Below are 13,404 nucleotides of genomic sequence, written 5' to 3' on the forward strand. Positions count from 1 at the left end.
CGGTACGGACTCAGATGCCGACCTTGATGCGCACGAAGCGCTTCAGGGTGACACCGGCCTCGTCCAGGATCTTCTGGACGGACTTCTTGTTGTCGAGCGCGTACGGCTGACCGAGGAGGGTGGCCTCCTTGAAGAAGCCGTTGACGCGACCCTCGACGATCTTCGGAAGCGCGGCCTCCGGCTTGCCCTCGGCGCGCGTGGTCTCCTCGGCGACGCGACGCTCGGACTCGACGACCTCGGCCGGAACGTCCTCACGGGAGAGGTACTTCGGCGCGAAGGCGGCGATGTGCTGCGCGATGCCCTTGGCAAGCTCGGCGTTCGGCTTGTCCAGCTCGACCAGAACACCGATCTGCGGGGGCAGGTCGGGCATGGTGCGGTGCATGTACGCGGAGACGTAGCCGCCGGCGAACTGGGCGAAGCGGTCCAGGACGATCTTCTCGCCCAGGTTCGCGTTGGCCTCGTCGACGAACGCCTGAACCGTCTTGCCGGGCTCGATCTCGGAGCCCAGGAGGGCGTCGAGGTCGGCCGGGGAGGACGCGACGACGTGCTCGGCGATCTGGTTGGCGACGGCCTGGAACCTCTCGCCCTTGGCGACGAAGTCCGTCTCGCACTTCAGCTCGACCAGGACACCGGAGGAGTTGTCGTCGGCGATGATCGAGACCACAGCGCCGTTCTCGGCGGAGCGGCCCTCGCGCTTGGCGACGCCTTTCTGGCCCTTGATCCGCAGCGCCTCGACGGCCTTGTCGACGTTGCCGTCGGCCTCGTCCAGCGCCTTCTTACAGTCCATCATGCCGGCGCCGGTGAGCTCACGGAGCTTCTTGACGTCGGCGGCGGTGTAGTTCGCCATGATTCCTGGAATCTCTCTCGAAGTCTGAAGATCTACGGGCCGAACGGCGGGGGCTTGGTGAGCCCCCGCCGTTCAGAACCCGAAGGGGTGAGGGTCAGGCCTGCTCGGCGTCCGCGGCGGGAGCCTCGTCGGCGACCGGGGCTTCGGCGGCGGGCGCCTCGGCGACCGGAGCCTCAGCGACAACCTCGGCCTGCTCGGCGTCGGCGACCTTCTCGGTCTCGGCGGAGATCTGGACCTCGGCAGCCGGAGCGGCGTCGGCGTCGTCGGCCTTCTTCTCGCCCTCGAGCAGGTCACGCTCCCACGCGGCGAGCGGCTCGCCCGCGGCCTTGTCGCCCTCGGCGGCCTTGCCCACGCCGGAGCGGGAGATGAGGCCCTCGGCGACGGCGTCGGCGATCACGCGGGTGAGCAGGGTGACGGAGCGGATCGCGTCGTCGTTGCCCGGGATCTTGTAGTCGACCTCGTCGGGGTCGCAGTTGGTGTCGAGGATGGCGACGACCGGGATGTTCAGCTTCCGGGCCTCGCCGACCGCGATGTGCTCCTTCTTGGTGTCCACGATCCAGACGGCGCTGGGCACCTTCTGCATCTCGCGGATACCACCGAGGGTCTTCTCCAGCTTGGCCTTCTCGCGCGACAGCACGAGAAGCTCCTTCTTGGTGAGACCCGACGCGGCGACGTCCTCGAAGTCGATCTGCTCGAGCTCCTTGAGGCGCTGCAGACGCTTGTAGACGGTCGAGAAGTTGGTGAGCATGCCGCCCAGCCAGCGCTGGTTGACGTAGGGCATGCCGACGCGGGTGGCCTGCTCGGCGATGGCCTCCTGCGCCTGCTTCTTCGTGCCGACGAACATGACCGTGCCGCCGTGGGCGACGGTCTCCTTGACGAACTCGTAGGCGCGGTCGATGTACGACAGCGACTGGAGCAGGTCGATGATGTAGATGCCGTTGCGCTCCGTGAAGATGAAGCGCTTCATCTTCGGGTTCCAACGACGGGTCTGGTGACCGAAGTGGACGCCGCTTTCCAGCAGCTCCCGCATCGTGACGACGGCCATGGCCGTTCTCCTTGGTGTTCTCGGTTGTGCCGCGCGTGCCGGACGGCACTCGCGCCTGACGCCCGCTTGCGCCTTGCCACTAGGGACCGAGAGGCGCTGACACCGGCCGTTTGAGGGCCTCGTGTCGGGGCGTGCGAAGTCGACCCGGTCGCCCGGATCGCCACCAGAAGTGTACGGGACCTGAGAGGCACCGGATGACGCCGTTGTCCACAACCGGCTGGTACTCCACAGATCCCGGCCAAGATCGGCCCGATGCGGGACGGTTCTCGCATGCGAGCGAAACGATGTCTGCGTACGTGGCTGGGTTTGCTGCTGGGACTGACGGTGACTGTCCTGGGGTCCCTGACCCCGTCCGCCCTTGCCCGGACGACCGGCCCTGCACCACCAAGTCCGCCCAGTTCCCCGGGAACGCCCGCGGCCGCCGACCCGACGGTCCCGGCTGTCGCCCGCGCCTGGCCCTTGGGCGTACGTCCCTCGGTCGTACGAGGCTGGGAACCTCCGGCGACGACATACGGCCGCGGCCACCGGGGCGTGGACCTCGCGGCGGCCCCGGGCACACCGGTACGGGCCGTCGCGCCGGGCCGGGTGTCCTTCGCCGGCCGGGTCGCGGGGCGCGGAGTGGTCTCGGTGGAGCTGACGGGCACGGGTACGCCGCCTCTGCGCACGACGTACGGTCCGGTGCGGGCGTCGGTGGAGAAGGGCGCCGAAGTCGCGGCGGGCGAGATTCTGGGCACCGTGGAACCGGGCAGTACCCACTGCCCGACGTCGTGCCTCCACTGGGGCCTGCTCAGAGGAAAGACCTACCTGGACCCACTGTCCCTGCTCCCGTCTTGGCTGCTGCGCAGAGGCCCGTCCCGCTTGCTGCCGGTGACCGGGGTGCCCTTGCAGCCGCCTGCGCCGTCCTAGCCGTGGGCATGCGTACCGCCAGGGGCAGCACGGGTGGGCACAGCGACACGGACAGCGGCGCCTATGCAGCCGTCTGCACCGTCCTAACCGTGGGCATACGTACCGCCAGGGGCAGCACGGGTGGGCACAGCGACACGGACAGCGGCGCCTATGCAGCCGTCTGCACCGTCCTAGCCGCGGGCATGCGTACCGCCAGGGGCGGCTCCCGTCTCAACGAGAACGGCACCCCGCACAGCGCCGGGCCGCGCGACCCACCCCGGGCTCAGCCTCGACGCCGAGAGCCGGCAGCGGTGGCTCAACCCCAACACCGAGCCCCACCGAGGCGGCTCAGCCCCGAACGCCCCGCAGAGCCATGGCGACCGCCGCGTCGGTGATGGCGGTGGGATTCTCAGCCGCCCCCAGCTCGATCCGGCGCACAGCCGCGTCCACCACACCCTGAAGAAGCATCGCCGCCAACCGCGGCTCAGCGTGCCCCAGCTCCCTGAGCGCCTCGACGATCATCGCCACAAGGCCACCATGAGCCGCACGGATCTTCTCCCGAGCCCCGGCATCGAGCTCGCTCGCGGAGATGGCCACCACGGCCCGGTGCCGCCGGTCCCCGACAAGGGCCAGCTGCTGTCGGACGTAGGCCTCGACCTTGGCTTCCGAGGTCTCCGCCCGCTGCATCGCGTCGGACACCTCAGCCGCCCAGACCGGGAAGTCGACCTCGCACAGCTCTTCGACGACAGCAGCCCGCGACCGGAAGTACTCATAGACGGAAGACCGCGCAAGCCCCGTGCGCTCGGCGAGAGCCGGGAAAGTCAGCGCCTCCGTCCCGCCCTCGGACAGCAGGGACCGCGCCGCGTCCAGCAGGGCGGCTCGCTGCATCGACCGGTGCTCGGCCACGGAGGCCGCTCGAATCCTTGGCACGGCCACCACTTTACGGACGGACCGCCCCGAACGGCACCCACCCCGATCACCCGACCATTCGAAGCCGCACCAAACAGGGACAAGACGACGGCGGGCGCACGGCCGAGCCAAGGTCAGAGGATGCGCCGACCACGGACAGGAGCCGAGGACCTAAGACAGAACGTATCGGGGCCCAGGATGATGGCCCCGGTACGGGGCAAGCCGCGGCAGAGACGATTCAGCGCCCTGCCCCCATCGCGATCAGCGCCCGAAACTGGCCAGCTTCGCCCGCAGCTGGAGCACCGACTTCGTGTGGATCTGACTCACCCGGCTCTCGGTCACCCCCAGCACATTGCCGATCTCCGCGAGCGTGAGCCCCTCGTAGTAATACAGCGTGACCACGGTCTTCTCCCGGTCGGGCAGCGTATTGATCGCCCGTGCCAGAAACCGCCGCAGTTCCCGGTCCTCCGCGACCTCCACCGGATTGTCGGCGGCGGTGTCCTCAAGGGTGTCCATCAGACTCAGCCGGTCACCGCCCTCGCCTCCGACGTGCAGCAACTCCTCCAGAGCCACCACGTTCGCCAGCGACAACTGGCTGAAGACCGCGTGAAGTTCGTCCACGCCGATCCCCATCTCGGAGGCGACCTCGCCCTCGGAGGGGGTGCGGCGCAGCCGCGCCTCCAGCGTCGCGTAGGCCCGCTCCACATTGCGCGCCTTCTGCCGTACCGACCGCGGAATCCAGTCCAGCGCACGCAGTTCGTCGATCATCGCGCCCCGGATCCGCGTGATCGCGTACGTCTCGAACTTGATCTCCCGCTCGATGTCGAACTTCTCGATCGCGTCGATCAGCCCGAACACCCCCGAGGAGACGAAATCCGCCTGCTCGACATTGGCCGGCAGGCCGACGCTCACCCGCCCGGCGACGTACTTCACCAACGGCGAGTAGTGCAGGATCAACTGCTCCCGCAGCCGCTCGTCGCCCGTCGACTTGTACGACCGCCACAGCTCGTCGAGCGTCGAGGGAGCGGGCGGGCGCACGCTGCGGCCGTCACGGGCGGCGGGGGGGATCGCCGCCCGGTCGGACCCGGAGGTGTGCTGGGGCATTCGTCGCCTTGTGCCGTTCTGCTGTGAACTGGGGATGCCTGGGTGAGCTGTCGGTCTGATGTCGAGTTGCCTGAGTGTGCCGGAAACCCCGTGAGCGTAGCGTGACTGGAGCGTCGCAGTGCGCGAAGGTCGGTGGATCACCCCTGCACAGATACGTTCCGCTGGACGCCTCCCGGGTTCCCGGTGGTCGCCCTGCGTGATCACCGGGAGACGCCAACTGCGGGAATTGCCAAGGCTGTCGGTGTTCGCCCGGACGGCCGAACACGCTCGGTCAGCACCCGCTTCGAGCTCCACGGACCGAGATCATCGCCTGGCGTGTCAACTTCCAGCCGTCGCCGTGTCGTTCGACGAAACCAAGTGCTCGGAGTTCGTACAGTCTCCCGACCGCCTCGTCCGTCGTGGTCCCCGCGCCGCGAGCGACTTCCTCGGCCCCCACCAGACCACGGGCCGGCAGCGCGGCCAGCACCCGCCGGGTGTCAGGGTCGAGCAGATCGCGCGGCAGCACGGGGCCTCGCCGGTCGGGAGCCAGGTCTCCTATGTCGCCCACCAGCTCGGCGACTTCCGCCGCGTCGGAGACCAGGACCGCGTCCCCGCGCAACAACTCGTGCACCCCGGCCGACAACCCGCTGGTGACAGGCCCCGGCACCCCCATCGTGAACCGCCCGAGCCGCGCCGCCGCGCGAGCCGTGACCAGCGCTCCGCTGCGGTACGCGGCCTCGACGACCACGGTCCCCCGGGTGAGTGCCGCGATGACCCTGTTCCGCAGGATGAATCTGCTCGGCGTGGGGTGATCGCCGGGCGGCAACTCCCCCACCACCAGCCCCTGTTCGGCGATTCTGGTGATCAACTGGGTGTGCCCGCGCGGGTAGGGCTTGTCGACGCCGCAGGCCAGCACCGCGACGGTGGCACCGCCCGCCCCTAGGGCACCCCGATGCGCGGCACCGTCCACGCCGTACGCGCCACCCGACACCACCACCCATCCCCGCTCCGCGAGCCCCGCGCCCAGCGTGGCCGCCATATGCGCGCCGTACTCGGTGCACGCCCGCGCGCCGACGATGGCGACGGAGCGCAGTGCCCATATCCGCAGACTGGGCTGCCCTCGCACCCAGAGCCCGGTGGGCCGGGCGTCACCCAGATCGTCGAGCTGCGCGGGCCACTGCGGCTCACCGGGGCAGATGAATCTCGCGCCGGCGTCCTGCGCCTGGGCGAGATCCCGCTCGGGTTGCATACGGGAGACCCGCCCCCGCAGCCCCTCCCACCGCTGCACACTCGCCCCGGGCAACGGCTCCCGTCCCTCCACGAGCCGCCGCGCCACCTCCACCGCTCCGAGCTCCCGCAGCCACCGCCCGCCGAGCTCGTCGCCGGGTTCGAAGACCCGCGCGAGGGCGACGCGGGCCATACGTTCGTCGTACGTCATCACCGTGAACCGATCATCATCGGCACCCCTCGGGGGACCCCGGTGCGCAGTTGCAGGGCCAGTGCCACGTCCCCGGCGTCGGGTCGGTCGTGTCCCGCGAGGTCGGCCACGGTCCAGGCGACCCTGAGGACGCGATCCAGACCGCGCGCGGTCAGCACACCTCGCTCCAGTCCGCGCTCGGCCTCGTCCATCGCTCCCGGCAGCGCCTGCCAGCGACTGCGCAGCTCACGCCCCGGCACCTCGCTGTTGGTGTGCCATGGAGTGCCGGTCAGCCGGGCGCCGGAGCGCTCGCGAGCGGCACTCACCCGGTCGGCCACCGTCCGTGTCGACTCGCCCAGCGCGCCGGCCGCTTTCAGTTCGGACCGGGTGACCGGCTCGACCTCGACCCGCAGATCGATCCGGTCGATCAGCGGGCCGGAGAGCCGGGACTGGTACCGGCGGACGGAGGAGGGCGGGCACTCGCAGATGTCGTTAGCCACGCTGAAGCGCCCGCAGGGGCAGGGGTTGGCCGCGAGGACCATCAGGAACTTCGCCGGAAACCGCACGACCCCGGCGCTGCGTGCGATCACCACATGCCCCGCCTCCAAAGGCTGCCGCAGGGCGTCGAGAACAAAACTGCTGAATTCTGGTGCTTCATCCAGAAAAAGAACACCACGGTGTGAAAGAGACACCGCGCCGGGCCGGGCAAGCCCCTTGCCGCCACCGACGAGGGACTGCATCGTCGCCGAATGGTGGGGCGCGCAGTACGGCGGGATCTCCACCATCGGCTTGCCCGGTGGCAGGAGTCCCGCCACGGAGTGGATCGCCGTCACCTCCAGGGATTCCTGCCTGCTGAGACGAGGCAGGAGGGAAGGCATCCGCTCGGCGAGCATGGTCTTGCCCGCGCCGGGCGGCCCTTGGAGGAAGACGTGGTGTCCTCCGGCGGCCGCGACCTCCATGGCGGTGCGCGCCGACATCTGGCCGACCACGTCGGCGAGGTCGTGCCCCTGGTCGTGTTCCGGCGCAGCCATGCCGCACAGGCCGGTCGCCTCGCCCGTGCCCGGCATCCGCAGTCCCGCCAGCAGCGGATCGGGCCGCCCTTGCTCGTCCGGATCCTCCTCGGGCACCGGCTCGTCCGTGAGCACGGCGATCAGCTGACGCAGGCTGCGGACGCCGAGCACCGAGACGCCCGGCACGAGTGAGGCCTCGGCGGCAGCGCACTCGGGCACCACCACCTGCTCGTACCCGGCGCCCGCCGCGGCCAGCACAGCCGGCAGGACGCCGCGTACCGGCCGGACCCGTCCGTCGAGCCCCAGCTCGCCGATCATCACGATGTCGGCGAGCACCCGCGGATCGATCCGCCCGGAAGCACCCAGTACGGCGCAGGCGACCGCGAGATCGAACCCGGAGCCGCCCTTCGGGACGGAAGCCGGGCTCAGCCCCACCGTCAGCTTCTTCTGCGGCCACGAGGCCCCGGAATTGACCACGGCCGCCCGGACCCGGTCCTTGCTCTCCGTCAGGCTCTTGTCCGGCAGGCCTACCAGGGTGAACGCCGCGACGCCCGGTTCCAGGTCAGCCTGGACCTCCACGACGACGCCCTCGACACCGACCAGGGCCACTGAGCAGGTACGCGCGAACCCCATCAGGCCACCCCCCGCGCGTGCTCGACCACGGGCGCGCCGCGGTCGGGGAGGACAACGCCGATCAGATCGATACGGACGCCGCCGGGTGGGGCTCCGCCGTGTTCCTGCAGCCAGCGTTCCGCCAGGCTCCGCAGGCGTTGCGCCTTGGCCGTCGTGACGGCCGCCATCGGGTGTTCGAAGGTCCCCGCCTTGCGGGTCTTGACCTCACAGACGACCAGCGCGTCGCCGTCGCGCGCCACGATGTCGATCTCGCCGGTCCTGCCGGAGCGCCAGTTGCGCGCCAGGACCGTCATCCCGGTCTCGGTAAGCCGCCGCGCGGCCAGATCCTCGCCGTACCTGCCGAGTGCGCTGCGTTGTGCGTTGCGTGTATTCATGTCGGCACCACCTCCGGCGCCAACATTGCGGCTGCTTCAGCTCGCTATTGGATCTTGGTGGACGGGCACCCGACTGTGGAAAACTCCGTCACCCACAAGAGCGCACACCCGACGCAGGAGCGGACACCCAACTCGCGGACACCCAAGACAAGGGCGGACACCCGACACGCGAGCGAACACGCGCACCCCAAACACACGGACACCCGACACAAGAGCGGGCGCCCGTCCCAAGAACGGACGCCCGACGAGCAGCCACTGCGCGTCATCAACCGCCCGGCAGCTCCAGATCGCTCTTGTTCAGCTCCTCGATATTCACGTCCTTGAACGTGAGTACCCTTACCTGCTTCACGAAGCGAGCGGGCCTGTACATGTCCCACACCCAGGCATCCGCCATGGATACCTCGAAAAACACCTCACCCTGGACCGAGTGCACCTGCATCTCGTAGTCATTGGTGAGGTAGAAGCGCCGTTCGGTCTCGATCACATATTTGAACAGACCGACGACATCGCGATACTCCCGATAGAGCTTCAGCTCCATCTCGGTCTCGTACTTCTCGAGGTCCTCGGCGCTCATGGCATGTTCCCCTTCAGCCGTGCGTCCCCCTATTGTGCGCCAGCCCCGGGAGCCTCTAGACGATTTCGGTGTCGAGGACCTCGGGTGTGGCCGGGGGACCCTCGTCGAGCACCCTGCGCAGCAACTCGGCGAGTCTGGTCGGATACACCGTCTCATGTGCCTGGTTAAGTTCCTGGCACGTCCACCAACGCGCTCCGGCGACACTGCGCCGTTCCAGTTCCGTCAGCCCGGCCGCGACCGGCGTCGTCTGAGCCGTACCGGCCGTACTGACCGTGCGGGCCAGGTAGTACCACTCGTCCTGGTCCCAGCGTCGCCCCGCGAACGGAAAGGAACACATCCGCCGCCACAGCACCGGCCCCAGCTCGACCTCGGTGATTCCGGTCTCCTCCGCGAGCTCCCGCAGTGCGGCCTCCTCGTGTGTCTCGTCGCCCTCCAGGCCGCCCCCGGGCGTGAACCACCAGTCGTCCGAGGGGTCGTCCGGCTCATGCCCGTGGAGCAGCAGAATCCGGTCGTCGGGGTCGAGCAGTACCACCCGGGCGACCCTGCGCAGCCCGCCCTCGTACTCGTCAGGGGCCGAGGCCCCTTCGCCGTGCCGGCTCCCGTCGTACGACACCTCAGCGGGCACCGGCAAGCTCCGTCCGGGCCCGGCCGCGCCGAGCCGAGCGCTTGGCGAGCGGACCGTACGCGGCGCCGCCCAGGACAAGTACCGCGCCGGCCACCACCGCGCCGACCATCAGGCGCAACGGTCCCGGATCGGAGAGGGCGCCCAGAGTCTCGAAGCCGGTCGGCCTTTTGAGCATGCCGTTCATGGGCCAGGCGACGGCGTCGACCCGCCCCTCCACGGCGCTGCGCGGCACCGTGCCGCTGGCCGCGTCCGTCAGATGGGCGGTGGAGTCCAGGGAGCCGCTGCGCTCGTCACCGAGCAGGAACAGGTTGCCGTCCGGCACCTTCACGGTCGGGATGCCCATGATCTCGGCCGCCGAGCCCTTGGGGAGATACGGTTCGTCGATCTGCTTCCCGTTGACGGTCAGCTTCCCGTCCGTGCAGCAGGCGACCTCGTCGCCGCCGACGGCGACCACGCGCTTGACCATCGGCGCATCGCCCCAGCTGGCCTCTTTGAAGACGACGACATCGCCGCGCCGGATGTCGGCGCCGTCGACGCGCTGTGCCAGCACGCGGTCCCCCGCGTCGATCGTCGGCGTCATCGATCTGGTCGGCACGGTGTACGGCCGGTAGACCACCGCTCCCCAGACGAACCCGCCGAGGAACAGCACAAGGCCCAGCGCGACAGCGACCCCGGACAGCACCTCTCCGGTCCGGCTGCCCGCCGGGGTGTTGCGTGCGCCGCCGCGTGCGGCCGTGTCTGTCGAGCTCTCGCCACCCATGGATCGGCACCTTACCCGGGGGTACGGGCGGAGGTCAGCCCATGGTTCCGATCACGCACACGGGCCCCACCGACTTCTCACCGTGCCGCAGGACACCCGTACAACCGACGGGGCCGGTGCGCCCGGACGAATCCGAGCACACCGGCCCCATGGGCAACTGATGTGCGCTACTGCGACGCCTTGCGCCGACGCCGCAGCATCACCAGCGGCACAGCCCCTACGAGCGCCACGGCGCCCGGCGAGGTGATGGCTGCCGCCGCCTTGGTGTTGATGCCGGACTGGTCGAAGGTGTCCGGAACCGGGAGAGTGCCCCAGCGGTTGATGGGCCACGCCTTCACGATGGCGCGCCCGACGACGTCGTTCACCGGGACCATTCCGTGGTTCTTGTCCGTCTGGTTGTAGCGCGAGTCCCGCGAGTTCTGGCGGTGGTCACCCATTACCCAGATTTTGCCGGTGGGAACGGTGACCTTGAACTGGCCGCCCTCCTCGTCGACGCTGCACGGGGTGTTCCCGGGGTACACGTACGGCTCGTTCAACGCTTTGCCGTTGACCGTCAGAGGTCCGGTGCCCTTGCACTCGATGGTGTCGCCGCCGACCCCGATGACCCGCTTGATGAGGTCCTTCTCCTCGGCCGACGGCATCAGACCGATCCAGCTGAGAACCGTCTGCAGAGCGTTCGGGTTGGCCGCGGGCTCGCCGGCCAGCCAGGCGTCGGGATCGTGGAAGACGACGACCTCGCCACGCTCCGGCTCGGAACCGAACCACGGGGTCAGCTTGTCGACGAGGACGCGGTCACCCTGCTGGAGGGTGTTCTGCATCGAGTCCGAGGGGATCGAGAACGCCTGGACCAGGAACGTCTTGATGAGCAGCGCGAGCACCAGGGCGATGCCGATCAGGATCGGCAGCTCCTTCCAGAAGGAGCGCTGCTTCTGATTCCTCGCCCGCTCGTCCTGCTCCGCGCGCTCCTGCTCCGCGCTGTCGTCCACGGATCCGCTCTCGGAGTTTTCGGCGTCTACAGCTGGGGCAGCCGAGTCGTCGGGCCGCTCCGGCCGCCCTTCGGGACCTTCGTGTCCGGACCGTGCGCCGACCGCCACATCCCCCACATCCACTCCTCACTCCGTGCCGCAGCCCGCGTCGGATTCGCCGCAGGCCCACCACTCCCATAACGAGCGGGAGTTCCGCAGGGCTCGGGAGCGGGATCAATCCGTCTGGATCCGCAGGGGCCACCCTATGCGACGTGAGAAGAGCGGAGTTCGCGCCTCCGGGTCCATCCGCCACCGTGGCGTAGGTTCCCGGCTCCTCCAGACGTGTCCAGTGCCCGATGGGCCAGGCGATGATCATGGCCCGGCCGACGACGGAGTCCTCGGAGACGGTGCCGCCGTACTCGTCGGTGCGGTGGTAGCGGGAGTCCGCGGAGTTGGACCGGTGGTCGCCCATCACCCACAGGCGCCCCGCGGGCACCTTCACCTCGAACGCGAAGTCGGAGGGCTTGTCGCCGGCGAGGATGTACGGCTCACTCAGCGGCGTTCCGTTGACGGTCACCCGCCCTTGCGCGTCACAGCACTTGACCGTGTCGCCGCCGACCCCGACGACCCGCTTGATGAGGTCCTTCTCGTTGTCGGACGGCAGCAGGCCGATGAAGGTGAGCCCCTGCTTGAGCTGCTTGACGACGACGGGGTCGTCCGCCTTCTTGGTCTCCTCCGCGGTGAGCCAGCCACCCGGGTCCTGGAAGACGACGACGTCGCCGCGCTGGGGCTTGGAGCCGAACCACGGGGTGAACTTGTCGACCAGGACTCGGTCGCCGATCTGGATCGTGTTCTCCATGGAGCCCGACGGGATCACGAACGCCTGGACGAGGAAGGTCTTCAGGACCAGGGCTATGAGCACCGCGACGCCGACCAGGAGGGGTATCTCCTTGACCGACGAACGCCGCCTGCGCCGCTTGATCTTGCGGGCCAGCTTGCGCCGCTCGACGCGACTGGGGCGACCCGCGCTACCGGACGCGCGCCGGGTTCCGGTCGGCAGCAGGTTGTCGGCGGGATGGCTGGAAACTCCGCGCTGTTTACCGCGGTTACCCATGGGCACCGTCCGCGGCGGGCACGCGCGCGTAGGCGCCGGGACGCGTCAGCCGGGTCCAGTGGTCCGAGGGCCAGGCGATCCAGTCCGCTCTGCCGATGACATCACCGACGGGGACCATGCCGCCTCCGGGTGACCCCAGGTGGTCGCGGGAATCGCGGGAATTGCTGCGGTGGTCGCCGAGGAGGAAAAGGGTGCCGTCGGGCACGACGACGTCGAAAGGCACGTCGGACGGGCTGTCCCCCGGGTACAGAAACGTCGACTCGTCGACCGACCGGCCGTTCACCTCGACCCTCCCCTCCTTGTCGCAGCAGACCACATGGTCTCCCCCCACACCGACAACGCGCTTGATGTAGTCGGCGTTTCCGAAGTACCCGGTTCCGTCGAACACGACGACGTCACCCCGCCGCGGCTCAGCACCGAAACGGTACGCCAACTTATTTACGAGAACGCGGTCGCCAATCCTCAATCCCAACTCCATGGAGCCGCTGGGAATCTGGAAGGGCTGCATCACAAAGGTGCTGAAAAAGAGCAGAAAGAGCAGGCAGACCAGCGCGGTGAGGGTGATTTGCCCACCGGGGAGCCAGTCCGCGACGCGGGCCACCAAACCGAAACGCGACCGTCCCTCCGGCTCCTCTGTGTCCGAGATCTCCTCGGTCACACCAGGGCTGGAGGAGCGGTCGCGCTCCGTGTGCTGTGCTTCGGTGTCCATCGGAGCCAGATGTTATCCGGCCCCGGTATGAACCCTCCCGCGAGCTCAGTTGTCGCGCTTCTCCTTGATCTTCGCGGCCTTGCCGCGCAGGTCGCGCAGGTAGTACAGCTTGGCGCGACGCACGTCACCGCGGGTGACGAGCTCGATCTTCTCGACGATCGGAGTGTGCACCGGGAAGGTGCGCTCGACGCCCACGGAGAAGGAGACCTTGCGGACCGTGAAGGTCTCGCGGACACCGGCGCCCTGGCGGCGGATGACTACGCCCTTGAACTGCTGCACACGGGAGCGGTTGCCCTCGATGACACGGACGTGGACGTTGACGGTGTCACCCGGGCGGAAGGCCGGAATGTCGGTGCGCAGCGACGCGCTGTCGACGGAGTCGAGCAGGTGAGCCATTTTGTCTGCTTTCTTCGCTGATGCCACAGGTCATCAACGGAAGTTGATTTTCCAGAAG

The 13,404-nt window shown here is 69.0% G+C and carries 14 protein-coding genes and 1 pseudogene; 1 reads left to right on the forward strand and 14 read right to left on the reverse strand.

Annotated elements, in window-relative coordinates:
• Positions 1-10: 10 nt before the first annotated feature.
• Together tsf and rpsB are read right to left on the reverse strand one after the other, a co-directional pair.
• Entirely contained in the window at positions 11-847 is an 837-nt protein-coding gene (tsf, locus tag ACFVKT_RS14705; protein WP_385731300.1) for a translation elongation factor Ts, read from the reverse strand.
• Positions 848-941: 94 nt separating this feature from the next.
• On the reverse strand, positions 942-1,892 hold the full coding sequence (gene rpsB / locus ACFVKT_RS14710; protein WP_385731302.1) for a 30S ribosomal protein S2: 951 nt from the start codon (positions 1,890-1,892) through the stop codon (positions 942-944).
• A gap of 270 nt (positions 1,893-2,162) precedes the next feature.
• On the opposite strand from rpsB, the gene ACFVKT_RS14715 reads away from it, so the two are divergent.
• Positions 2,163-2,798 (forward strand): M23 family metallopeptidase, encoded by a 636-nt coding sequence (locus tag ACFVKT_RS14715; RefSeq protein ID WP_385731304.1) that lies wholly within the window; start codon positions 2,163-2,165, stop codon positions 2,796-2,798.
• A 327-nt stretch (positions 2,799-3,125) separates the two neighbouring features.
• Here the strand turns inward: ACFVKT_RS14715 and ACFVKT_RS14720 are convergent, their stop codons facing one another.
• From ACFVKT_RS14720 to rplS, 12 genes and pseudogenes are all read right to left on the reverse strand, one after another.
• On the reverse strand, positions 3,126-3,683 hold the full coding sequence (locus ACFVKT_RS14720) for a TetR/AcrR family transcriptional regulator (protein ID WP_385732103.1): 558 nt from the start codon (positions 3,681-3,683) through the stop codon (positions 3,126-3,128).
• A 264-nt stretch (positions 3,684-3,947) separates the two neighbouring features.
• A complete protein-coding gene (whiG, locus tag ACFVKT_RS14725; protein ID WP_383681685.1) occupies positions 3,948-4,790 on the reverse strand; it encodes an RNA polymerase sigma factor WhiG in 843 nt (280 codons plus the stop codon).
• 271 nt (positions 4,791-5,061) lie between these two features.
• Positions 5,062-6,207, reverse strand: coding sequence for a DNA-processing protein DprA (dprA, locus tag ACFVKT_RS14730; RefSeq protein WP_385731307.1), 1,146 nt, complete (start codon positions 6,205-6,207; stop codon positions 5,062-5,064).
• Positions 6,207-7,829: a YifB family Mg chelatase-like AAA ATPase gene (locus ACFVKT_RS14735; protein WP_385731309.1), complete on the reverse strand. Its 1,623-nt coding sequence runs from the start codon at positions 7,827-7,829 to the stop codon at positions 6,207-6,209. Before ACFVKT_RS14735 ends, dprA begins: the two co-directional genes overlap by 1 nt.
• Positions 7,829-8,203 carry a YraN family protein gene (locus ACFVKT_RS14740; RefSeq protein WP_385731311.1) on the reverse strand — a complete coding sequence of 125 codons (375 nt, stop codon included), beginning with the start codon at positions 8,201-8,203 and terminating at the stop codon, positions 7,829-7,831. Before ACFVKT_RS14740 ends, ACFVKT_RS14735 begins: the two co-directional genes overlap by 1 nt.
• Positions 8,204-8,468: 265 nt before the next feature.
• Entirely contained in the window at positions 8,469-8,777 is a 309-nt protein-coding gene (locus tag ACFVKT_RS14745) for a DUF2469 domain-containing protein (protein WP_003965949.1), read from the reverse strand.
• Between the two features lie 55 nt (positions 8,778-8,832).
• Complete coding sequence (locus ACFVKT_RS14750) at positions 8,833-9,390, reverse strand: NUDIX hydrolase (protein ID WP_385732105.1); 558 nt, start codon at positions 9,388-9,390, stop codon at positions 8,833-8,835.
• Position 9,391: 1 nt separating this feature from the next.
• The gene (lepB, locus tag ACFVKT_RS14755) at positions 9,392-10,162 is read right to left on the reverse strand and encodes a signal peptidase I (RefSeq protein ID WP_385731313.1); all 771 of its coding nucleotides are present in this window, start codon (positions 10,160-10,162) and stop codon (positions 9,392-9,394) included.
• A gap of 167 nt (positions 10,163-10,329) precedes the next feature.
• Positions 10,330-11,148 carry a signal peptidase I gene (lepB, locus tag ACFVKT_RS14760; RefSeq protein ID WP_385731315.1) on the reverse strand — a complete coding sequence of 273 codons (819 nt, stop codon included), beginning with the start codon at positions 11,146-11,148 and terminating at the stop codon, positions 10,330-10,332.
• A 7-nt stretch (positions 11,149-11,155) separates the two neighbouring features.
• A pseudogene (gene lepB, locus ACFVKT_RS14765) lies at positions 11,156-12,241 on the reverse strand (signal peptidase I); the annotation flags it as partial.
• Entirely contained in the window at positions 12,234-12,950 is a 717-nt protein-coding gene (gene lepB, locus ACFVKT_RS14770; RefSeq protein WP_385731316.1) for a signal peptidase I, read from the reverse strand. The gene lepB (ACFVKT_RS14770) and the pseudogene lepB (ACFVKT_RS14765), both read right to left, overlap by 8 nt.
• Positions 12,951-12,995: 45 nt before the next feature.
• Positions 12,996-13,346, reverse strand: coding sequence for a 50S ribosomal protein L19 (gene rplS, locus ACFVKT_RS14775; protein WP_385731318.1), 351 nt, complete (start codon positions 13,344-13,346; stop codon positions 12,996-12,998).
• Positions 13,347-13,404: the final 58 nt, after the last annotated feature.

The sequence above is a fragment of the Streptomyces sp. NPDC127595 genome (genome assembly GCF_042671685.1).
GTDB lineage: Bacteria > Actinomycetota > Actinomycetes > Streptomycetales > Streptomycetaceae > Streptomyces.

Excerpts from the sequence above, each read along its gene's own strand:
- tsf (WP_385731300.1), bottom strand. The coding sequence starts at position 847 with ATGGCGAACTACACCGCCGCCGACGTCAAGAAGCTCCGTGAGCTCACC.
- rpsB (WP_385731302.1), bottom strand. The coding sequence starts at position 1,892 with ATGGCCGTCGTCACGATGCGGGAGCTGCTGGAAAGCGGCGTCCACTTC.
- ACFVKT_RS14715 (WP_385731304.1), top strand. The coding sequence starts at position 2,163 with ATGCGAGCGAAACGATGTCTGCGTACGTGGCTGGGTTTGCTGCTGGGA.
- whiG (WP_383681685.1), bottom strand. The coding sequence starts at position 4,790 with ATGCCCCAGCACACCTCCGGGTCCGACCGGGCGGCGATCCCCCCCGCC.
- dprA (WP_385731307.1), bottom strand. The coding sequence starts at position 6,207 with ATGACGTACGACGAACGTATGGCCCGCGTCGCCCTCGCGCGGGTCTTC.
- ACFVKT_RS14735 (WP_385731309.1), bottom strand. The coding sequence starts at position 7,829 with ATGGGGTTCGCGCGTACCTGCTCAGTGGCCCTGGTCGGTGTCGAGGGC.
- ACFVKT_RS14740 (WP_385731311.1), bottom strand. The coding sequence starts at position 8,203 with ATGAATACACGCAACGCACAACGCAGCGCACTCGGCAGGTACGGCGAG.
- ACFVKT_RS14745 (WP_003965949.1), bottom strand. The coding sequence starts at position 8,777 with ATGAGCGCCGAGGACCTCGAGAAGTACGAGACCGAGATGGAGCTGAAG.
- lepB (WP_385731313.1), bottom strand. The coding sequence starts at position 10,162 with ATGGGTGGCGAGAGCTCGACAGACACGGCCGCACGCGGCGGCGCACGC.
- lepB (WP_385731316.1), bottom strand. The coding sequence starts at position 12,950 with ATGGACACCGAAGCACAGCACACGGAGCGCGACCGCTCCTCCAGCCCT.
- rplS (WP_385731318.1), bottom strand. The coding sequence starts at position 13,346 with ATGGCTCACCTGCTCGACTCCGTCGACAGCGCGTCGCTGCGCACCGAC.